General features: G+C 56.3%; 19 protein-coding genes and 1 pseudogene. 13 read left to right on the forward strand and 7 right to left on the reverse strand.

Features of this window, described 5'->3' with window-relative positions:
* Nucleotides 1–212: 212 nt before the first annotated feature.
* The 5 genes and pseudogenes from PGS25_RS08480 (at nt 213) to PGS25_RS08500 (ending at nt 3,892) form a co-directional block, all read left to right on the forward strand.
* A complete protein-coding gene (locus PGS25_RS08480) occupies nt 213–578 on the forward strand; it encodes a plasmid mobilization relaxosome protein MobC (RefSeq protein ID WP_270418292.1) in 366 nt (121 codons plus the stop codon).
* 38 nt (nt 579–616) lie between these two features.
* Complete coding sequence (locus PGS25_RS08485; RefSeq protein WP_442865255.1) at nt 617–1,006, forward strand: replication initiator protein A; 390 nt, start codon at nt 617–619, stop codon at nt 1,004–1,006.
* Nucleotides 967–1,101, forward strand: a pseudogene (locus PGS25_RS08490) (IS256 family transposase); the annotation flags it as partial. The gene PGS25_RS08485 and the pseudogene PGS25_RS08490, both read left to right, overlap by 40 nt.
* 249 nt (nt 1,102–1,350) lie before the next feature.
* Nucleotides 1,351–3,735 (forward strand): ferrous iron transport protein B, encoded by a 2,385-nt coding sequence (gene feoB / locus PGS25_RS08495; protein WP_270418293.1) that lies wholly within the window; start codon nt 1,351–1,353, stop codon nt 3,733–3,735.
* A 13-nt stretch (nt 3,736–3,748) separates the two neighbouring features.
* The gene (locus PGS25_RS08500) at nt 3,749–3,892 is read left to right on the forward strand and encodes a FeoB-associated Cys-rich membrane protein (RefSeq protein ID WP_117751385.1); all 144 of its coding nucleotides are present in this window, start codon (nt 3,749–3,751) and stop codon (nt 3,890–3,892) included.
* A 97-nt stretch (nt 3,893–3,989) separates the two neighbouring features.
* Here the strand turns inward: PGS25_RS08500 and PGS25_RS08505 are convergent, their stop codons facing one another.
* Nucleotides 3,990–4,535 (reverse strand): NADH peroxidase, encoded by a 546-nt coding sequence (locus tag PGS25_RS08505; RefSeq protein WP_110435265.1) that lies wholly within the window; start codon nt 4,533–4,535, stop codon nt 3,990–3,992.
* A gap of 30 nt (nt 4,536–4,565) precedes the next feature.
* The gene (locus PGS25_RS08510) at nt 4,566–4,976 is read right to left on the reverse strand and encodes an RrF2 family transcriptional regulator (RefSeq protein WP_118285485.1); all 411 of its coding nucleotides are present in this window, start codon (nt 4,974–4,976) and stop codon (nt 4,566–4,568) included.
* Between the two features lie 484 nt (nt 4,977–5,460).
* On the opposite strand from PGS25_RS08510, the gene PGS25_RS08515 reads away from it, so the two are divergent.
* Together PGS25_RS08515 and PGS25_RS08520 are read left to right on the forward strand one after the other, a co-directional pair.
* A complete protein-coding gene (locus PGS25_RS08515; RefSeq protein ID WP_270418296.1) occupies nt 5,461–5,943 on the forward strand; it encodes an RNA polymerase sigma factor in 483 nt (160 codons plus the stop codon).
* Entirely contained in the window at nt 5,940–6,959 is a 1,020-nt protein-coding gene (locus PGS25_RS08520) for a hypothetical protein (protein WP_270418298.1), read from the forward strand. The genes PGS25_RS08515 and PGS25_RS08520 overlap by 4 nt, the downstream gene beginning before the upstream one ends.
* A 53-nt stretch (nt 6,960–7,012) precedes the next feature.
* Here PGS25_RS08520 and PGS25_RS08525 read toward each other — a convergent pair whose 3' ends face one another.
* The 5 genes from PGS25_RS08525 to PGS25_RS08545 all read right to left on the reverse strand — a co-directional run bounded on the left by PGS25_RS08525 (nt 7,013) and on the right by PGS25_RS08545 (nt 10,728).
* The gene (locus PGS25_RS08525) at nt 7,013–7,561 is read right to left on the reverse strand and encodes a CAP domain-containing protein (RefSeq protein ID WP_442865251.1); all 549 of its coding nucleotides are present in this window, start codon (nt 7,559–7,561) and stop codon (nt 7,013–7,015) included.
* 152 nt (nt 7,562–7,713) lie between these two features.
* Complete coding sequence (locus PGS25_RS08530; protein WP_270418299.1) at nt 7,714–8,991, reverse strand: glycosyl hydrolase family 18 protein; 1,278 nt, start codon at nt 8,989–8,991, stop codon at nt 7,714–7,716.
* Between the two features lie 123 nt (nt 8,992–9,114).
* Entirely contained in the window at nt 9,115–9,807 is a 693-nt protein-coding gene (locus PGS25_RS08535; protein WP_117489444.1) for an LrgB family protein, read from the reverse strand.
* Nucleotides 9,800–10,168 carry a CidA/LrgA family protein gene (locus PGS25_RS08540; protein ID WP_147357269.1) on the reverse strand — a complete coding sequence of 123 codons (369 nt, stop codon included), beginning with the start codon at nt 10,166–10,168 and terminating at the stop codon, nt 9,800–9,802. Before PGS25_RS08540 ends, PGS25_RS08535 begins: the two co-directional genes overlap by 8 nt.
* Nucleotides 10,169–10,173: 5 nt before the next feature.
* Nucleotides 10,174–10,728: a DUF4364 family protein gene (locus PGS25_RS08545; RefSeq protein ID WP_158574606.1), complete on the reverse strand. Its 555-nt coding sequence runs from the start codon at nt 10,726–10,728 to the stop codon at nt 10,174–10,176.
* A 260-nt stretch (nt 10,729–10,988) separates the two neighbouring features.
* Between PGS25_RS08545 and PGS25_RS08550 the strand changes: the two genes are divergently transcribed.
* The 6 genes from PGS25_RS08550 to PGS25_RS08575 all read left to right on the forward strand — a co-directional run bounded on the left by PGS25_RS08550 (nt 10,989) and on the right by PGS25_RS08575 (nt 21,726).
* A complete protein-coding gene (locus PGS25_RS08550) occupies nt 10,989–11,588 on the forward strand; it encodes a GNAT family N-acetyltransferase (protein WP_270418301.1) in 600 nt (199 codons plus the stop codon).
* Between the two features lie 36 nt (nt 11,589–11,624).
* On the forward strand, nt 11,625–12,329 hold the full coding sequence (locus tag PGS25_RS08555; protein ID WP_119189148.1) for a JAB domain-containing protein: 705 nt from the start codon (nt 11,625–11,627) through the stop codon (nt 12,327–12,329).
* Between the two features lie 57 nt (nt 12,330–12,386).
* Complete coding sequence (uvrB, locus tag PGS25_RS08560) at nt 12,387–14,306, forward strand: excinuclease ABC subunit UvrB (protein ID WP_442865256.1); 1,920 nt, start codon at nt 12,387–12,389, stop codon at nt 14,304–14,306.
* Nucleotides 14,307–14,416: 110 nt separating this feature from the next.
* A complete protein-coding gene (gene uvrA, locus PGS25_RS08565) occupies nt 14,417–17,263 on the forward strand; it encodes an excinuclease ABC subunit UvrA (protein WP_270418303.1) in 2,847 nt (948 codons plus the stop codon).
* A 180-nt stretch (nt 17,264–17,443) separates the two neighbouring features.
* Complete coding sequence (gene recJ, locus PGS25_RS08570) at nt 17,444–19,519, forward strand: single-stranded-DNA-specific exonuclease RecJ (RefSeq protein ID WP_270418304.1); 2,076 nt, start codon at nt 17,444–17,446, stop codon at nt 19,517–19,519.
* A gap of 20 nt (nt 19,520–19,539) precedes the next feature.
* Nucleotides 19,540–21,726 (forward strand): RelA/SpoT family protein, encoded by a 2,187-nt coding sequence (locus tag PGS25_RS08575; protein WP_110435252.1) that lies wholly within the window; start codon nt 19,540–19,542, stop codon nt 21,724–21,726.
* Nucleotides 21,727–21,771: the final 45 nt, after the last annotated feature.

Raw genomic sequence — 21,771 nt, forward strand, 5'->3', positions numbered from 1 at the left:
ATGGGCGTATCGGCTGCAAGGCTGAAACGTTCATTTTTCCGGTGTGTACGGACACCGGATGTGCTTGCTACTCTCTCAAATCTCATATCTGCAGATACACCGCGCTCCCGCTTTCGCAAAAGCAGGAGCGCAAATTTTTTGAAAATCTTTCGTTTCGATACCTGCGTTTCGACTTAAAAATGTCCGTTGTATTGTGAAAGGAGTGTTTCAATATGCCAGACCGCACGCGACCCATCCGCAAAGAAATCTGCCTGAATGAGCAGGAATTGAGCATGGTTCGCCACAAGATGAACCAGCTTGGCACCCGCAACTTCGGCGCGTATGTCCGGAAAATGCTGATTGACGGGTACATCATCAAGGTCGATTACACCGAGCAGAAAAAGTTAGCTGCCGCTGTGTCCACGATTGCAAGCAGAGTTTCCGGGCGGTTGTCGTTATTTGTCCGCATTATCACTCAAAGAGGGCAAAAAAGGGTGGCACAGCTGCGTACTCCCCTCGCGGACCTGACAGAAAACCGCCATAGCAGCCGTATCACACCAGACCAGAGAGGATGTGATGAAAAATCTATTTCAAACTGAACACCACATTGCCGCCGTTCATTCCCTTGCCGCGCTTCATGCTGGCGGGCGAATATTCCATCAACGCCAAGCTGCTATATGGGCTGCTGCTCAACTGCACTACGCTTTCCCAGAAAAGCGGCTGGGTGTCCGAGGATGGGAATGTGTATGTGATCTATACGATCAAACAGATGGCGGATGACCTTGACCGGAGTGAGCGGACGGTCAAAACCGCCCTGCGGGAGCTGGAAAATGCCGGGCTGATCACTCGCGTCCGTCAGGGCTGGAATCAGGCGAACCGCATCTTTCTGCAAATTCCAGACAGGGTGCAGGTTTCTTCCCCTTGCATGGGGCAGAAATTGCCCACAAGTAATACTGATACAGAATATAAAGAACATAGTAAGACCGAACCGATGACAGCCTTTTCAAAATGCTGTATCTGGCGATGATCGACATCACGAAAAAGTGGACCGGCCGCCGGCAGGACTGGAGCATGATTCATGCCCAGCCGGCAATCTACTTCGAGGATCGGATGCCTGATTAACAACCTGGCTCGAAGGGCAAGGGGCGCTACGCCGCCGGCGAGGCTCCAATGGACGAGGGTGCCACTTGACTTCCGCCCCCGTTGGCGTTATGTTCCTCGTAATTCTTGATGTCATCCGTGTGTTACGTGTGCACAATCGGCAGGATTGCTGTATAATAAACATTGACAACTCCCGCTCATAGGAGAATAATAGTACACGAGTATAAGAGCAAAACTGTCTACGGCATGAAGCCGCGAGGAGATATAGATATGACATTGGATAAACTGAAACCGCATGAAAGTGCGAAGATCACCGCAGTAGGCGGAAGCGGAGCCTTACGCCATCACCTGCTCGATATGGGACTGACGCCGCAGACCGAGGTTACGCTGCAGAAGGTCGCTCCGATGGGTGATCCGGTGCAGTTTGAGCTGCGCGGCTATGAATTGACCCTGCGCCTGGATGAAGCGCGGAAGATCGAAGTCGGCACGCCGTATCAGCGAACCCAAAAGCCTTCCGCCGGACAGGTACGCCACCGTCCTGCGGCGCACCCCGGCATGGGTGAGCTCAGGAAATCCAAGGACTACCACATTTATGAGCACGCCAAAGCCGCGGCTGCCGATAAAAAACTGACATTTGCGCTTGCCGGCAATCAGAACTGCGGCAAAACGACGCTGTTCAATCAGCTGACCGGTGCCAACCAGCATGTCGGCAATTTTCCCGGTGTTACGGTGGACCGCAAGGACGGCACGATCCGCAGCCATCCGGAGGCAACCGTTACCGACCTGCCCGGCATCTATTCGCTGTCACCGTATTCCAGCGAGGAGATCGTAACCCGCAGCTTTCTGCTGGACAACAAGCCAGACGGCATCATCAATATTGTAGACGCGACCAACATTGAGCGAAACCTCTACCTGACCATGCAGATGATGGAGCTGGGCATTCCGATGGTGCTGGCGCTGAATATGATGGACGAGGTTCGTGCGAACGGCGGCACCGTCCATGTAAATGAGCTTGAGCAGGCGCTCGGCATTCCGGTAGTGCCGATCTCAGCCGCAAAGAACGAAGGCATTGATGAGCTGATCGACCACGCGATCCACATCGCCCGCTATCAGGAAACACCCGGAGGCATCGACTTCTGCCAGGACAGCAGCGACAAGAACGATCCGGTCGCCGCTGTTCACCGATGCATCCATGCAACCGCCCTGATGATCGAGCCGAATGCCAAACGAGCCGGTCTGCCGGTGCGCTTTGCCGCCACCAAGCTGATCGAAAAGGACCCGCTCATCGAAAAGGCGCTCGCGCTGTCCGATGACAATCGCTCCGCTTTTGACCAGATCGTATCCGTAATGGAGAAGGATTCCGGTCTGGACCGCGAAGCGGCGCTGGCAAACATGCGGTTCAGCTTTCTGGAAAACCTGTGCAGCACAACAGTCGTCCGCCCGCACGAGAGCAAAGAGCATAAACGCAGTATGGCGATCGACCGCTTTTTGACCGGCAAATACACCGCTATCCCTTGCTTTGCCGGTATCATGGGTTTGATCTTCATCATGACCTTCAGCTGGATCGGCGCATGGCTGTCCGACGGCATGACCGTTCTGGTCGATGCCTGCATTTCGTGGATAGATGCCGGGTTATCCGCCCTGCAGATCAACCCCGTTGTTCACTCGCTCGTTGTAGACGGTATCGCAAACGGCGTTGGCAGCGTACTCAGCTTCCTGCCGACCATTGTAACGCTGTTCTTCTTCCTCTCGATTCTGGAGGACACCGGCTATATGGCGCGTGTGGCCTTTATCATGGACCGGCCGCTCCGCAAGCTGGGACTGTCCGGCCGCAGCTTTGTGCCGATGCTGGTCGGCTTCGGCTGCTCGGTTCCGGCCATCATGGCTACCCGCACACTGTCCAGTGAGCGTGACCGCCGCATGACGATTTTACTTACCCCGTTTATGAGCTGCTCGGCCAAGCTGCCCATCTACACCATGATGATCAGCGCCTTTTTCCCCAGACGGTATCGTGCGCTTGCCATGATTGGCCTGTATCTGTTCGGCATTCTCTGCGGCATCCTGTATGCGGTCATTTTGAAGGTCTCTCGCTTCAAGGGCGAACCGGTTCCGTTCGTTATGGAGCTGCCGAATTACCGTCTGCCCAGTGCCAAAAGTGTTGTGCACCTTATCTGGGAAAAGGCAAAGGGCTTTATTCAGAAGGCATTTACCATCATCTTTGCTGCTTCTATCGTAATCTGGTTCCTGCAGACCTTCGATGCACGCTTTAATGTAGTGTCTATGCCGGAAAGCAGCCTGCTGGCTGCGCTGGGCAGCATTTTTGCACCGCTGTTCGCACCGCTCGGCTTTGCGGACTGGCGTGTGTCCACCGCTCTGATTACCGGCTTTACCGCAAAGGAAAGCGTTGTATCCACGCTGACCCTGCTGCTTGGCGGTGAGGTATCCAGCATCGGCACCCTGTTTACGCCGTTTACCGCGGTCGTATTTCTGGTATTTGTGCTGCTCTACACCCCCTGTGTTGCGGCAATTGCCACCGTAAAGCGCGAGATGGGCAGCACGCGGGCTGCCATCACGACTGCGCTGACCCAATGCGTGATCGCATGGCTCATTGCCTTTGCCGTCCGCTGTGTCGGTCTGGCATTCGGCCTGGCATAAGGAGGCACGGTATATGAATCTTCCCACCATTTTGATTCTGGCATTGATCGGCATCGCGCTGTTTGCCGCGCTTCGTTCGATGAAAAAGCATCCGTCCGGCTGTTCCGGACACTGCTCCGGCTGTCCCGTGCAATGCAAAAGTGAAAAACACAGATAAAACAGCAGCCTGTCCGCTCTTGGAGCGGACAGGCTGCTGTTTATCGGTTTCTAAAAAAAGAGGGCAGGCATTCTGCCCACCCTCTGAATAATCTCAATTACTTGTTGAAGTAACGCTTCAGCAGACCCTCGAAAGCCTTGCCGTGGCGAGCCTCGTCGCGTGCCATCTCATGTACGGTGTCATGGATCGCATCGAGGTTCAGAGCCTTAGCGCGCTTTGCCAGATCAAACTTGCCAGCGGTTGCGCCGTTCTCAGCGTCTACACGCATCTGCAGGTTCTTCTCGGTGGAGTCGGTTACAACCTCGCCAAGCAGCTCTGCGAACTTAGCAGCGTGCTCTGCTTCCTCGAATGCAGCCTTCTCCCAGTACAGGCCGATTTCCGGATAGCCCTCGCGGTGTGCAACGCGAGCCATTGCCAGATACATACCAACCTCCGAGCACTCGCCCTCAAAGTTAGCACGCAGGTCAGCCATGATGTCCTCCGGAGCACCCTGTGCAACGCCTACAACGTGCTCAGCTGCCCAGGTCTTTTCACCGGCCTGTTCCTTGAACTTCTCTGCCGGTGCGTGGCAGATCGGGCACTCTGCCGGAGCTGCTTCGCCTTCATATACATAACCACATACGGAACAAACAAACTTTTTCATGATTTTTTCCTCCTGTATCGTTGAACAAATTTATTTTTGAGGGGGCAGGAAACGATCCATTGTTATCGAACAAAGCTGATCGCGCAGAGATCGGTTGATCTCCGAGAACACGCGATGAAAATCACATTCATTCTGGGTGCCCATGTGTGTGCACTGGAACTCATTTGCAAGGCAGTGATTGATGGCGATCGGACCATCAATGCATTCGATGATCGCGCCGAGACTGATCTCCGATGGGGAGTGGTTCAGCTCATAGCCGCCGGCAACGCCCTTATAGGATTTTGTAATACCGGACTGCGTCAGCTTGCGGAGAATTTTAAGTGCAAACCGGAGTGTTACGCCGGTTGCCTCGGAAATATCCTTCGCGCACTGCTTTTCGCCTGCAAGTGCCAGACAATAGGTCACACGAATTGCATAATCCGCTTCATGTGTGATTCTCAAATCGTTCCTTCCTTTCTCTCCTTGGAACAACTTTAGTATAACCGTGTTGTGCCAAAATGTCAATAGGTTTTCATAAAAATAAATAATATTTTTTATTTGATAATAGTTATCAATAAGCAACTTATTCTTCGGCAGGATTAACTATACCAGATAAGGACAGTATACCATGGCGGGAGACTTTTGTCTATCGGTTCAGGAATGGAGAGTTGAGGATGGAAAATGAACGTGGAGATTCAGCATGCGTCATTTATTCATTTGTATTGTGCGATGCGGTGGGGAAATGTGTTTTGAATCTCTGTACCGATTTCGTTTTGTGCGCTTGTACTGTATAATAGGTAATGCAAAATGCAAGTACGAAAAATTTTCCTTTCACAAAACCATTTGCCGCACCGAACCGTCTAATAGATGAAAGCAGCAGACAGGAAGCGCTTTTCGCGAAACCTGTCTGCGCTGTCCGGACGCTTTCGGAAAGGAGAACCCGCTTATGATGGATAGAGAGCAATTTACCTCCGCGGTGCTGGCAGCCGAGCCTACGCTGTACCGCGTAGCGAAAACCATGCTCCGCAGTGAGCATGACTGTGCAGACGCGGCGCAGCAGGCAATCCTGCGGGCCTGGGAGCAGCTGGATTCGCTGCGCAGCACGCGGTATTTCAAAACATGGCTGGTCCGCATACTCATCAACGAGTGCAGCACGATATTGCGCCGTCAGCAGCGGCTTGCGCCGTATGACGCGGCTGCTGCTGAGGCGATACCGGCGCCTGCGGCTGATGATTACAGCGACCTGTATGCCGCCATCACCGCACTGGAGGAAAAGCTGCGCCTGCCGGTGGAGCTGTACTACTTAGAGGGCTTTAAGATCCGTGAGATTGCCGGAATGCTCGGCATACCGGAAAACACGGTCAAGACCCGTCTCCGAGCGGCAAGAGAGCATTTGCGCAAGGACTTGAAAGGAGCGTGCTTCGCATGATGAACCATAATGATTTCCCGAAAATGACTGAAGAATTTGACCGCAGTGTCCGCAGAGCGCTGGACAGCCTGCCTGAGCGAGAAAGCAAGCCGGTACGCCGTTTCTCAGCAAAGAAAATCGTCTGCGCCGGACTGGCTGCCGCGCTGTGCATCGGCGGAACCGCATTTGCCGCGAATGCACAGAGCTGGTTTCCACTGCTGTTCCCGAATGGCGGAGACGCGAATCTCGAAGGGTATGTGCAGACGGCGGACAACGCCAAGTTGACCGACGAGAACGAGCATTACCGTCTGTCGGTAGAGTCCGTGCTGTTTGACGAGAGTGCGGGCACGGGTGTGATCAGTCTGCATCTGGAGAATAAAAAGCAGGATGGCGTAAAGCCGTTTACGCTGGCGCACCTGATCGACAGCTATCAGAACAAGCCAGACATCACATGGTCCACGCTGTCTTCGTGCTATGCCGAGGAGGGACAGCTTGCTTTCGAGGTCATGTACGGCGACAGCGGCTTCTGCGGCAGTGAATTTTACCTCGATACCGCACGTTCGACCGACAACGACTACTATTTCGAGGGCGCATTTGCGATTTCGAGCGATTACAGGCAGGGAGAGCCGCTCCGTCTGGAGGCACTTGAGCCGGGTAAAACGACCGTGCGTGCGGACGGAGCGGGTACCGCAAAGACGGTTCTGGCGGTCGATCTGCCGGAATTTCAGCAGATGCCATACCTGACGAGCGAAAACGGCGATGTTACCCTGTCGCAGATTGGCATCCGCATCCGCAATGCGGATATGCACTGCACGGTGGACGAGGTAGATAAGCTGAGCGTGCAGCTGAGGGACGGCTCGGAGTACGTCATTCTGGACGAAAATGCGGATATTGACCGGACTCTGTATACCTACGGCTTCAATTCCACTGAGGACACCGACCGCATCGACACCGAGATTGCCGTGCTTGCGCGTGCGTTTGATCTGGATAATGTGCAGTCCGTTACCATCAACGGCGAGGTGTATCCGCTCTCGTGATAAACGGCAGGATAGAGCAACAAAACAGACCGCCAATGCGGTCTGTTTTGCGTTTATGCGGTGAAAAGCTGCGCCCAGTATGCGGTTCCGTTCACAACGGTACAGCCGACGCCGATTGAGGTGAAGCTGCTGCTGAGAATATTCGCGCGGTGGCCGGACGAGTTCATCCACGACTGCACAACAGCCTCCGGTGTGCTCTGACCATAGGCGATGTTTTCACCGGCACGCGCGTAGGAAACGCCGGCCTCGGTCAGCGCGGTAAAGCAGGATGCGCCGCTCGGACGTGTGTGCGAAAAGCTGGTTTGCAGTTCTCCGGCGCGGGTCTGCGCTGCCTGCTGCACCGTGGTGCTGACGGTCAGCGCGGGCAGTCCCTGTCTGGCACGCTCGGCGTTCACCAGAGAGACCACCTGCGCGGCGTAGCTGCTGTTCGCGGCAGTGCTTGGTGAGGGCTTGCTTGCCGAAGGACGGCTGACCGTCTGCGTGTAATAATTCGGACGCACGACGAACGAAAAGCGGTTCTGCGGCAGACGTGCGGCTCCTGCAGCGGTGGTGGATGCGATGGCAAGCGCGAGTGCCAGCGGCACGAGTCTCTTGAACTTCATAGGTAGATACCTCCTTGGATTTTGCGGGAAACTCCCATGCACCGTATGATAGCGGGTTTTGTAACCGTTTTGCAATGGAAATCCAAGGAGAAACTGCCGAAGCACGGAAAAAACCGACCGAAACAGGGAAAACTCGGTCGGTTTGGTGAATTTTATCCAAGCTTTTCGATGTCGTACAGGCTGTTCAGCACGAGCCACAGCTGCGGAAAATACCGCATGATATTCCAGATGCTGACGCCTGCCAGCTGATATTCTCCGGCAAGCGCCAGCTTGGCACGGATAGAACGCGCATCCTCAAACCAGACCTCGTGCTCGGCACGGTCGCGCCAGTAGTTGTAGTGCGGAGACTGTGCCGTGTCATCATAATGAATCGGCGCACCGACCTGAATCGCCTGCTCGACGGCCTGCACGTTGCCCAGACTGCGGGCGCGCGACTGTCCCTGCACATAGGGCAGCGCCCAGTCGTAGCCGTAGTTCGGGATGCCCATGAACAGCTTCTCGGAAGGCACCTGCGACACGGCAAACCGCACGACCTGCGCTACCTTGTTAATCGGCGCGACCGCCATCGGAGCGGACAGCGTGTAACCCCATTCATAGGTCATCAGCAGGGCACGGTCCGCCGCAGAGCCGAGCGCGGCATAGTCGTGCGCCTCATACAGAAGACCTTGCTGCGCGGCGGAGGTTTTAGGCGCGAGTGCCGCGAAGACCGTGTATCCGGCAGGCGAGAGCCGCTCGCGGACCGAGCGGACAAACGCGGCATATGCGTCCGCGTCCTCCGGCGGCACGTACTCAAAGTCGATGTCCACACCGGCGAAGCCCTGCATGGCCAGTACCTGTGCCAGATTTTCAATCAGCGCCGCGCGAGCCGTCGGGGTGTTCAGCAGCCGGTGGGCACGTTCGCCGGAGAACTGCCCGTCCTCGCCGAGCGTTGTCAGAACGAGCAGGGGCTTTACCTGATACTGCCGCGCCATGCGCACGAGCAGCTCGGCGGAGAACGGTAAAATGCGTCCGGCGTTATCAAAACCGACGGAAAATACAGATAAGTACGTCAGATAGGGCAGTGTCCGGCGCAGAACGCGCAGGTCGATGCTCGGATAGGCGTAGCCGTTCACCGCAAAGCGTCCCAGCTTGTTTCCATAGCTGAGTACAAGCATCTGCCCCGGCTGAATGCGGTCGGTGCCGCCAAGCTGCGGATTGTTCTGCCACAGCTGCATCACGGTTGTGCCGTTCTGCGCGGCAATGCTGCCGAGCGTGTCGCCGCGGCGGACGATGTACGTCTTTTCCGGCTGCGGAACGACAATGGTCTGCCCGGGCGTTAAGCGGTACGGCTCGTGCAGTTCGTTCTGCTGGATGAGAAACGGCAGGGGAATACTGTGCAGCTGCGCAATGCGGTACAGCGAATCACCCGGCCGAACAACATGGATCACCATAGAAAAACCACCTTTCTTCCTGCATTTTATGCAGGGGAAAGGTGGTTTTGTGAATGGAGAATGGATAATGGAGAATTAGGGTATCGCGCAAGGATAGCGACATTTTCCATTCTCCATTTTCAATTATAACAGAATTGCCGAGCCGATCGACACGATAAGTGCCGTCAGCAGACCGGCAACGCCGATCGCCAGACCGGAAATTGCGCCTTCGGTCTCACCCAGCTCAATGGCACGCGAGGTACCGACTGCGTGAGCTGCCGTGCCGATGGACAGACCCATCTGCACCGGATTACGCACGCCGATGCACTTGAGAAAGGTCGGCAGGATGATCGCGCCGATGATGCCGGTGATGACAACCGCAATCGCGGTGATGGAGGTTACGCCGCCGAGCATTTCGGCTACCGCGACCGCAATCGGAGTTGTTACCGATTTCGGCACGAGAGAAAGCGTCGTGCTTTCGCTCAGACCGAACAGATGGCTGAAGAGCAGCACGCTGCCGATGGATACCATCGAGCCGACGAATGCGCCGAGCAGGATGGGCAGCAGGTTTTTCAGCAGTACATCCAGCTTGCGGTAAATCGGGATCGCAAGCGCTACCGTTGCCGGTGTCAGGAAGAACGAGATCAGCTTGCCGGATTCCTCATAGGTCTGGTAGGGGGTGCCGGTTGCGATCAGCAGCGCACCGACCAGAATCGAGGCAATCAGCAGCGGATTGCAGACCGCAGAACCGGTTTTCTTTTGAATCTCTACGCCAAGCGCATAAAAACCGATGGAAACCAGCAGCCAGAACTGCGAGGAGGAGAGAAGATCAGTCATGGTCGAACGCCTCCTCGGTTTCACGGTGCTGCAGACGGAACACGATATGTACGGTCAGTGCGGTAGCAGCGGCAGTACACAGCGTGGTCAGCAGGCAGACGGCAAGGATGGCAAGTGCTTCGCTTTTGATGTCGTTCCAGATTTCCAGCACGCCCAGCATAGCGGGCAGAAAGAAAAATGCCATGTTCTGCAGCAGAAAATCCGCTACGCTCTCTACATGGTGCAGACGAACCGCACCGAAGATGAGCAGGGCGAGCAGCAGGGTCAGACCGAGCACGTTGCCGGGCAGTAGACCGCGGAGTAAAAGGGAGAGCAGTGAGCCGCCGACACAGCAGGCAAGCAGCACACCGAGTTGCTTCATGTGTTTCAAGGTTTTTGCGCTTCTTTCTCATTTGCGTAGTTTTTGGTCATTGCGGTGAGCAATGTTTGATAGACGGCCTCGGCGTTTTCCTTAAAGGTACGCTCGAGCATGGCAGCCTGTCCGTGACTGACGACGTTCATTTCCACCGCGAACACCTGCTCCATTTCCATGCGGACGGTCAGGTCGTTCGGGCCGTGCTCGGTGACGGCGGTGTGGATGCCGGCGTCGCGCCGGATCTGGCGGACGACACGCAGCGCAGAGCGCTGTGCGGCTTCGCGGACCGGATAGGGAAGCTGCTTCTCGAAAATGCGGGTAGCCTCGCGTCCCTTTTCGGTGATGGCGTACAGGGTTTCTTCTTCATCGGGTATCTCCTCGATGTGTCCGGTCGGGACCATCTCGTAGAAAGCCTCGCTCAGCTCAAAGTAGCCAAAGCCTTCGTCGCACCAGGTCGTTAAGTCCACAATGGTGCTGAAGCTGACCGGAAATGGCAGCAGATCCATGGCGAACAGGACCAGAAACTTGATATCCTCTTTGGTATGGATAAAACCGTAGCGAACCATATGCGCGATGCCTCCTTCTCTTCCCCGGCAGGGCGAAACGCCGTTTTCGTCAGTGCTTTTCATAGTATACTACTCGGCAGGGCAAAATGCAATCGGCTGAAATGACAAAGAATATTATATAGAACGGCAAGAATTATACTGTAAAAAAATCAGCAGATGCAAGGCGAACAAATGTGCGATTTTTTGATAATATCCTATTGAACATAAAAAATGAATGCGGTATACTTATATCGAGATTATGTCGAAACGAGGAAAAAATCATGCCGGAAGTTGTTCTGCGTCCTGCAGAGGAAGAAGATATTGCCGAGATGCTTGCGCTGTATGCGCCGTATGTTATTCAAACCACTGTGTCGAGCGAGTACGATGCTCCTTCGATAGAGGAGTTTACCCGCCGGTGGCGCACCTATACCCAAAAGCTGCCGTGGCTGGTCTGCCGCATTGACGGCGAGGTTGTCGGCTATGGCTATGCTGCGCCGCACCGTACCCGCGCTGCCTATCAGTGGTCGGTCGAAACATCTATCTACGTTGCACAGGAGCAGCACCGTCACGGTATCGCCGGTGCGATTTACGCCGCGCTGTTTGAACTGCTGACGATGCAGGGATACTATAATATCTACGTCGGCATCACTTCACCGAATGAGCGGTCGATGAAGTTCCATAAAGCCATGGGCTTTATCATTTCGGGCGCATATCAGGAAAGCATGTATAAATTTGGTCAGTGGCGCGATGTCCTCTGGATGGGCAAGAGCCTGCGTCCGCATGACGGCGCACCGCAGCCGACCGTTCCGTTCCCGGAGATTAAGGACAGTCCGCTGGTAACCAGAGCGCTCAATCAGGCTGTGGAGAAGATACACCTTTAATTACTAACTACTAATTAAAAAGAAAGGTGGTACACCATGCCGGAAAATCACCATGTGGGTCATCGACAGCGCATGCTGGACAAATTCCGCCGGTTCGGACTGGAGATTTTCAGCGACCACGAGGTGTTGGAGATGCTGCTGTATTTTGCGGTACGGCAGGGCGACACCAACCCGACAGCACACCGGCTGATGCAGCGGTTTGGTTCACTGCATGCGGTGCTCGAGGCAACCGAGGACGAGCTGCAGACGGTCGAAGGCGTCGGTCCGCGCTCGGCGGAGCTGCTGCACCTGTGCTTTGCCCTGTTTCACCGTTATCAGGCGGATGTGGCGAAAATGGAGCAGTTTACCGATAAACTGAACACTTATGACCGCATCGGCGCATATTTCGTGCCGCAGCTGTGCGCCGAGCGGGAGGAAGTGCTGCTGGCCGCCTATGTGGATGGCGCGGGGCGTGTGCTCAAGTGCGAGGAAATCGCACGCGGCGGACATGCGCGGGTGCAGGTGGACAGCTACAAGATTGCCCGCGGTGCCTTGATGGCCGGTGCGGCAGGCGTTGCGCTGGCGCATAATCATCCGAACGGTACGCCGACACCTTCGCAGGAGGATTTTGATATGACTGACCGTCTGCAGCGCACGCTCTCCGAACTGGGGTTGGAGCTGGTCGATCACTGTGTTGTGGCACGCAGCAATTTCACATCTATCGGTCGATTAAGAAGCGGAAGTTTGCGAAAAAGATACTGAGTGGCAAAAAAGGAGGTACGCTCTGTGCCGGAATTTAAGATACACAGCCCCTACCAAATGGCAGGCGATCAGCCGGAGGCGGTGGCCAAACTGGTGGAGGGCATCAACAACGGTCTGACCGAGCAGACGCTGATGGGCGTTACCGGCTCGGGCAAGACATTCACCATGGCGAACATCATCGAGCAGACCCAGCGCCCGACGCTGGTGCTCGCGCACAATAAAACGCTGGCCGCACAGCTCTGCACCGAGCTGCGCGAATTTTTTCCAGAGAATGCGGTAGAATATTTCGTATCCTACTACGATTATTACCAGCCGGAGGCGTATATCGCCTCGACCGACACCTATATTGAGAAGGATTCCGCCATCAATGACGAAATCGACCGTCTGCGCCACTCGGCGACCTCGGCGCTGAGCGAGAGACGCGATGTGATCATTGTGTCGTCCGTGTCGTGCATTTACTCACTCGGCGATCCGATCGACTACAAAAGCATGGTGATTTCCATCCGTCCGGGCATGGAGATGAGCCGCGAGGAGCTGATTCGCCGCCTGATTGCGATTCAGTACGAGCGCAACGACATTGCGTTCGAGCGCAACCGCTTCCGCGTGCGCGGCGACACGGTGGAAATCTGGCCGGTATATTCGGATGAGGATGTTGTCCGTATCGAGTTTTTCGGTGATGAGGTAGACCGCATCAGCCGTATTAACCCGCTGACCGGCGTTTCGCTCGGTGAACTGGGTCATATTGCTGTTTTCCCGGCGAGCCACTACGTCACGCCCAAGGAAAAGCTGGAGGAAGCCATCAAGGATTTGGAGGAAGAACTCGACAAGCGCGTAAAATACTTCGAGGAAAACGGCAAGCTGATCGAGGCACAGCGCATCGCGCAGCGCACCCGCTACGACATTGAAATGCTGCAGGAGATCGGCTTCTGCTCGGGCGTTGAGAACTATTCGCGCGTGCTGTCGCGGCGTGCGCCGGGAAGTGCGCCGTATACGCTCATCGACTATTTCCCGAAGGATTTTCTGCTCATCGTGGACGAGAGTCATGTGACGCTTCCGCAGGTGCGCGCCATGTACCACGGCGACCGCGCCCGCAAGGAAAGTCTGGTCGAGAACGGCTTCCGCCTGCCGAGCGCGTATGACAACCGCCCGCTCAATTTTGACGAGTTCAACGACCGTTTGAACCAGATCGTGTATGTTTCCGCAACACCTGCCGAGTACGAGCTGTCACGCTCGGGTCAGGTGGTCGAGCAGGTCATTCGCCCGACCGGTCTGCTCGATCCGGAGGTCGTTGTCCGTCCGGTTGATGGCCAGATCGACGATCTCATTGGAGAAATCAACGCCCGCACAGCCAAGGGCGAACGGGTCCTGGTCACCACGCTCACCAAGAAAATGGCCGAGGATTTGACCGATTACCTTGAAACCGCAGGTATCAAGGTGCGCTACATGCACCACGATGTTAAGACCATCGAGCGGCAGGAGCTGGTGCGCGATCTGCGTCTCGGCGTGTACGATGTGCTTGTCGGCATCAACCTGCTGCGTGAGGGTCTCGACATTCCCGAGGTGTCGCTCGTTGCCATTCTCGATGCGGACAAGGAGGGATTTCTCCGGTCGGAGACCTCGCTCATTCAGACCATCGGCCGCGCCGCACGAAATGAGCACGGCATGGTCGTGCTGTATGCAGACAGCATCACGCCCTCAATGAAACGCGCCATGGACGAGACTGAGCGCCGCCGTGCGCTGCAGGACGCGTTTAATAAGGCGCACGGAATTATCCCCAGGTCTGTGCATAAAAAGGTGCAGGATGTTATCGAGATCACCTCGAATGTGCCCTCGAGCAGCAAGAAAAAGCTGCGAAGCAAGGGCGAAAAACAGCAGGAAATCGCCCGCCTGACCCGCCAGATGAAGGAAGCCGCGAAGATGCTCGAGTTTGAGATCGCAGCACAGCTCCGTGATCAGATCAAGGCGTTGGAAAATTGAAAATTGAGAATGGATAATGAGGTACGCCGCTGCGCGGCAATCAATAAACGTGCAAAGCACATCACCACAATTTTCAATTCTCCATTATTTTGTGATAAGGAAAAAATACAATGCAGGAATATATCCATGTAAAAGGTGCCCGAGAGCACAACCTGAAAAACATCGACATCAAGATTCCGCGCGACAAGCTGGTGGTGCTCACCGGCCTGTCCGGCTCGGGCAAATCGTCCCTGGCGTTTGACACCATCTACGCCGAGGGTCAGCGCCGCTACGTTGAATCGCTGTCCAGCTACGCGCGGCAGTTCCTCGGCCAGATGGACAAGCCGGACGTAGACTACATTGACGGTCTGTCGCCCGCCATCTCCATCGACCAGAAGACCACCTCGCAGAACCCGCGTTCGACGGTCGGCACGGTCACCGAGATCTACGACTACATGCGCCTGCTGTGGGCGCGCATCGGTACGCCGCACTGTCCGAAATGCGGCAAGGAGATTCACCAGCAGACCATCGACCAGATCATTGACCGGCTGATGGCGCTTGAAGAAAAGACGCGCGTGCAGCTGCTTGCGCCGGTCATCCGCGGCAAGAAGGGCGAGCACGTTAAGGTGTTTGAGGATGCCCGCAAGCAGGGCTATGTCCGCGTGCGCGTAGACGGCGAAATCCATGATCTTTCGGAAGAATTTAAGCTGGCGAAAACCAAGAAGCACAACATTGAGATCGTTGTTGACCGCGTTGTCATCCGTCCGGACGCCCGCGGACGCATTACGGATTCGGTCGAAACCGCCTCGGCGCTGTCCGGCGGCCTTGTCATCGCGGATGTTATCGGCGGAGAACCCATCACGTTCTCGCAGAACTACGCCTGCGATAACTGCGGCATTTCTATCGAGGAGCTCACGCCGCGGATGTTCTCGTTCAACAACCCGTATGGCGCGTGCCCGGTGTGCACCGGTCTGGGCATTCAAAAGCGCGTTGACCCGGACCGCGTTATCCCGAACCGCCATCTTTCCATTAAGCAGGGCGCCATCCGTGCGTCCGGCTGGGGCAGCGCCGACACGGGCAGCATCGCGGCGATGTACTACAACGCACTCGGCAAAAAACACGGCTTTACGCTGGAAACGCCCATCGAGGAGTTCTCCGAGCAGGCGCTCGACGAGCTTCTGTACGGCACCGGAGATGAACCGCTCGAGCTGTCGGTCAGCCGTATTTCGGGCGGCGTGATGCGCCAGCCGTTCGAGGGCATCATCCCCAATCTGGAACGCCGCTACCGTGAGACCAATAGTGAGTGGTCGCGCGGCGAGATTGAAGAAGTGATGAGCGAAAGCCCGTGTCCGGCATGCCACGGCCGCCGTCTGCGCCCGGAGGTGCTGGCGGTCACGCTCGGCGGACTGAATATCGCGGAGTTTGCGGAAAAGTCGGTCGTCAAGGCGATGGAGTTCCTTCACACGCTCAAACTGACCGAAATGCAGCATAAAATCGGTGACAGAGTAATCAAGGAGATTATGGACCGCCTCGGCTTTCTGCAGTCGGTCGGCCTGGAATATCTGACGCTTTCGCGCTCGTCCGGCACGCTGTCCGGCGGCGAGAGCCAGCGTATCCGGCTGGCAACGCAGATCGGCTCATCGCTGATGGGCGTGCTGTATATCCTCGACGAGCCGTCCATCGGTCTGCACCAGCGCGACAACGACAAGCTGCTTGCGACTCTCAAGCGGCTGCGTGACCTCGGCAACACGCTCATCGTGGTCGAGCACGACGAGGACACCATGTTTGCAGCTGACCACATCGTGGACATCGGTCCGGGGGCGGGACGCAATGGCGGCGAGGTCGTGTTTGAGGGCACGATAGACGAGCTGCTCAAAAGCGACAAATCCATCACCGGACAGTACCTTTCGGGCAAAAAATTCATTCCGGTGCCCGAAATTCGGCGCAAAGGCAACGGCAAGAGCATCACGGTCAAGGGCTGTGCGGTGAACAACCTCAAGCACACGGATTTCACGATTCCGCTCGGCACGCTGACCTGTGTGACCGGTGTTTCGGGTTCGGGCAAGTCCTCGTTCGTCAACGAAATCCTGTACAAAAAGCTGGCAGCGGAGCTGAACGGCGCGAAGACTCGTGCAGGAGCGCATGACGAATTCATCGGCATCGAGAATCTCGACAAGGTCATCGACATTGACCAGTCGCCCATCGGGCGCACGCCGCGCTCCAACCCGGCGACCTATACGGGCGTGTTCAACGACATCCGCGAACTGTTCGCCAAAACGGCAGACGCGAAGGCACGCGGCTACAATGCAAGCCGTTTTTCCTTCAATGTCAAGGGCGGCCGATGCGAAGCCTGCTCGGGTGACGGCCTGCTCAAAATCGAGATGCACTTTCTGCCGGATGTTTATGTGCCGTGCGATGTGTGCAAGGGCCGCCGCTACAACAAGGAGACGCTCGAGGTGCGCTACAAGGGCAAGAACATCTATGAGGTGCTGGATATGACGGTAGATGAAGCATGTGAGTTCTTCGCCAATGTGCCCAAGATTGCACGCCGATTGGAGACTATGCGCGAGGTCGGTCTCGGCTATGTTAAGCTGGGTCAGTCCTCCACGACGCTGTCCGGCGGTGAGGCGCAGCGCGCCAAGCTGGCGACCGAGCTTTCCAAGCGCTCGACCGGCAAGACTATCTATATCCTCGATGAGCCGACCACCGGTCTGCATGTCGCAGATGTCCACAGGCTTGTGGATGTTTTGCAGAAGCTGGTGGACGCAGGCAACACGGTTGTTGTCATCGAGCATAATCTGGATGTCATCAAGACTGCGGACTATATCCTCGACCTCGGTCCCGAGGGCGGCGACGGCGGCGGCCGACTGGTCGTTTGCGGTACGCCGGAGGAGGTTGCACAGTGCGAGGGTTCGTATACCGGACAGTATCTCGGCCCGATTCTCGCCCGCAAAAACGGCGGAAAACGCGATAAATAAAGTTGAAATGTGTAATAAAACAGGTGTTTCTTAGCGAGACACCTGTTTTTTCTGTATTTGATAAAGATGTTGTGATTTTGGGTGTGTTTTGGTATAATAGTGATAATATAAAATCGGAGTTACTATACGCAGGCACCGGAAGGCGTGCTGCTGCCGTGACTCAGGAAGGGATCGTTCAATATGAGAGCAAAGCGATGGGTGATCGCCTCGCCGGATACCGAGCGGGTGCGGGTGCTGTCGCGGGAGACCGGCTATACACCGCTGACGGCGGCGGTGCTGTCGGCGCGCGGCATCGACACACCGCAGGCTGCGGCGGATTACCTGAGCTGCGATGCGCGAGGACTGCATGATCCGTTCGGTTTGACCGATATGGATAAGGCAGTCGAGGTCATCCGCGATGTAATAGATCGCGGAGAGAAAATGGTGGTCTACGGTGATTACGACGTGGACGGCATCACGGCAACGTGCACACTGGTGGATTATCTGCGCAGCAAGGGCGCAAAATGTGAATATTACATTCCCAATCGTCTGACGGACGGCTACGGTCTGACTCGTCCGGCGATGGAGCAGCTGTATGAGCAGGGCACGCGCCTGCTCATCACGGTGGACTCGGGCATTACAGCCAACGAGGAGATTGCCGTCGCACGCGAGCTCGGCATGCAGGTCGTCATTACCGACCACCACGAGTGCCACGAAAATCTGCCGGACGCGCAGGCGGTCGTGGACTGCAAGCGGACGGACGATACCTATCCGTTTTCCAGTCTTGCGGGTGTCGGTGTGGCATTCAAGCTGATCTGCGCACTTGAGGGCGACACGCTTTCCGTGCTCGATCGGTACGCCGACCTCGTAGCGCTCGGCACGGTAGCCGATGTCATGCCGATTGTCGGTGAAAACCGCATTATTGTGGCGGAAGGACTGAAAAAGCTGTCCGTGACGGCGAATATCGGTCTGGAAATGCTGCTGCGCGAGGCGGGGATGAAGAACAGGCGGCTGACCTCCTCGACCATCAGCTATGTGCTTGCGCCGCGCATCAACGCGGCGGGCCGCATGGGCAAGGCCGAACTGGCAGCAGAGCTGTTCCTGACGAAAGATCCGATACGCGCACAGGCGCTTGCCGCCGAGCTTTGCGAGCAGAACAAGCTGCGCCAGAGCGAGGAGAACAAGATACTCGAGCAGACGCTCACACGCCTGCGCCGCGAATACAACCCGCTTGAGGATAAAATTATCGTACTGGCCGGAGAGGGCTGGCATCAGGGCGTTATCGGCATTGTGTGCTCGCGCCTGTGCGACCGCTACGGCTGTCCGGTCGTGCTCATCTCGGTGGACGAGGACGGCGTAGGCAAGGGCTCCGGCCGCTCGATCGGCAGCTTCAATCTGTTTGAGGCGCTCACCTCGTGTGAGGACCTGTTCGAGCGCTACGGCGGTCATGCGCTTGCCGCAGGACTGACCGTGCAGGCGGACAGGATCGAAGAACTCCGCACGCGCCTGCGCAAGTACGCGGAAACGCATGTCACCATGGCGGAGCTTGTTCCGCAGCTGCATATCGACTGCATGGTGCAGCCGGAGTGGCTGACGCAGGAGAACATCGAATCTCTGGGCGTACTCGAGCCGTATGGCATGAAAAACGCGGAGCCTGTGTTCTGCATGAAGAACATGACCGTTGAGGAGATTACGCCGCTGTCCAGCGACCGGCACGTTCGTCTGTCGCTCATCAAGGACGGCAAGCGGTTTTCCGCAATCTGGTTCGGCATCGGTGCGGGCGGTCTCGGCTTTGTCGAGGGCAACACCGTGAATGCCGCCTTTCATCTGGAGATCAACGAATTTCGAGGCCGCCGTTCGGTACAGCTGACCATCTGCGATGTGCAGCTGAGTGACTGCGAGCATCTGGCGGATCAGAAGATTCTCAATCTGTATAATACACTCATGCAGGACGGCCCGCTCACCGCAAGGGAAGCGCGTCTGCTCCTGCCCGACCGCAAGGATCTGGTTGCTGTCTGGCGGCATGTGACCTGCCGCGCGGAGGACGGACGGCTTTCCGTACCGGACGGGGCACTTTCCCGCCGGGTTGCGTGGGAAAGCCGACGCGACATTAACATCGGCAAGCTGTTCGTCTGTCTGGACGTTTTTCAGGAGTCCGGACTCATCAGCTATCATTTCAAGGAAGGCATGCTCAATATTTTGCTCAAACCCTACGAGGGCAAGGCCGATATTTCCGGATCGGTTGTCCTTGCCACATTGCAAAGTATGGCGGGGTGACACGAATGGGGGAAGGATCTATGCAAACGAAACTGGATTTTTTGATCGAACGCGTACAAAAACAAAACCCGCAGGCGAATATCAAGAAGATTCGCGCGGCATACGAATGTGCGGCCAAGGCACATGAGGGACAGAAGCGCCGCAACGGTGAGCCGTATATCATTCATCCGGTCGCTGTCGCTGAGATCGTTGTGGAGATGGGTCTGGATACGGATTCCATCTGTGCAGCGCTGCTGCATGACTGCATTGAGGACACCGAGTTCGGCTACAAGGAGATCGAAAACAAATTCGGCACGCCGGTCGCGGAGCTGGTGGACGGCGTAACCCGACTGGGCATGCTGCGCTACTCCAAGGAGCAGGAGCAGTTCGAGGACCTGCGCAAGATGTTCCTCGCCATGGCGAAGGATATCCGCGTTATCCTTATCAAGCTGGCCGACCGACTGCACAATGCCCGCACCTTCCAGTTCCTGCCCGAGCGCAAGCAGCGCGACAAGGCACTGGAAACCATGGAGATTTACGCGCCGATCGCGCACCGTCTCGGCATGAGCCGCATCAAGTGGGAGCTGGAGGATCTGTCTCTGAAGGTTCTCGACCCCATCGGCTACAACGAGATTGTGGAAGGCTTAAAGGCTCAGAGCGAGCAGCACGAGGAATTCCTGCAGGGCATTCAGGACCGCATCAGCACCAAGCTGAAGGAAGCGAACATCCACAACGCAATTTCGGCCCGCGTCAAGCATATTTACTCCATCTACCGCAAAATGTATGCCCAGCACAAGACCATCAACGAGATCTATGATATCTGCGCCGTGCGCGTCATTGTCGATACCGTGGCGGACTGCTACAATGTGCTCGGCTACGTCCACGACCTGTACAAGCCGATTCCGGGCCGCTTCAAGGACTATATCTCCACGCCGAAGCCGAACGGCTATCAGTCGCTGCATACGACGGTCATCGGCCGAGCGGGCATCCCGTTTGAGGTGCAGATTCGTACCGTAGAGATGCATAAAATGGCGGAATACGGTGTTGCGGCGCACTGGAAGTACAAGCAGGGTCTGGACAAGAAGGGCAACGAGGAAGCGTTTGCGTGGATTCGCCAGCTGCTTGAAGCCCAGCAGGACACCGAGGCCGAGGACTTTATCAAAAACATCAAGGTTGACCTGTTCGCGGACGAGGTATTCGTCTTTACGCCCAAGGGCGATGTGGTCAACATGCCGGCAGGCGCAACGCCGATCGACCTTGCGTATGCGATTCACTCGGCAGTCGGCAACCGCATGACCGGCTGCAAGCTGAACGGCCGTATCGCACCGATCGACAGCCAGCTGAAAAACGGCGATATTGTCGAGATCCTGACCTCCAAGGAGGCGCACGGTCCGAGCCGTGACTGGGTGAAGATCGTCAAGACCACCGAGGCGCGCAACAAGATCAAGCAGTGGTTCAAGAAGGAATGCCGCGAGGAAAATATCGTCAACGGCAAGGAGGATCTCGACCGCGAGCTGCGTGCCAACCTGCTGTATAACGGCTTCTATGAGAACGAAGAGGTGCAGAAGAACACGCTCAACAAGTTCTCGTTCAACACGGTCGATGAGCTGTACGCGGCCATCGGCTACGGCGGCATTATGCTGACCAAGGTCATCAATAAGGTCAAGGACGATGTCGGCAAGCTGCGCCGTCAGCGCGAGCAGGCAGAGCGTGCCGCACATCCGCAGAATGAGCAGCAGCAGCGCCGCCAGAATAAATCCAGCGACGGCGTTGTTGTCGAAGGCATTGATAACTGTCTGGTCAAGTTTGCCCGCTGCTGTACGCCGATTCCGGGCGATGAGATCGTCGGCTTTGTCACCCGCGGCTACGGTGTTTCCATCCATCGCCGCGACTGCGTGAATGTCCATATCGAGGAAGAGCCCGACCGCTGGGTTCGTGCCTGGTGGGATGAGGATATGGCGGCCAATGCCGGTCACGTCAATAAGTTCTCCACCGGCCTGCAGATTTCCACGCGCAACCGTATCGGCGTGCTGAGTGACGTTACGCTGGCGTTTGCATCGAGTAAGATCAATGTGCATGAGATTTCCGCACGCGACCTCAATGACGGCTACGGCGTTATCAACGCCATGGTTGACGTCACGAGCGTCCATCAGCTGGATAATATGATCAGCCGCCTGCGTTCCATCAAGGGCGTTGTCGATGTGACCAGAACGGTGGATACGAATTGATAATTGATGATTGAGAATGGAGAATGGAAAATGAGACGCGGAAAG

Origin of the sequence: Butyricicoccus sp. AM78-15b2TA (assembly GCF_027665985.1) — a bacterium.
GTDB classification, from domain to species: domain Bacteria; phylum Bacillota; class Clostridia; order Oscillospirales; family Butyricicoccaceae; genus Agathobaculum; species Agathobaculum butyriciproducens.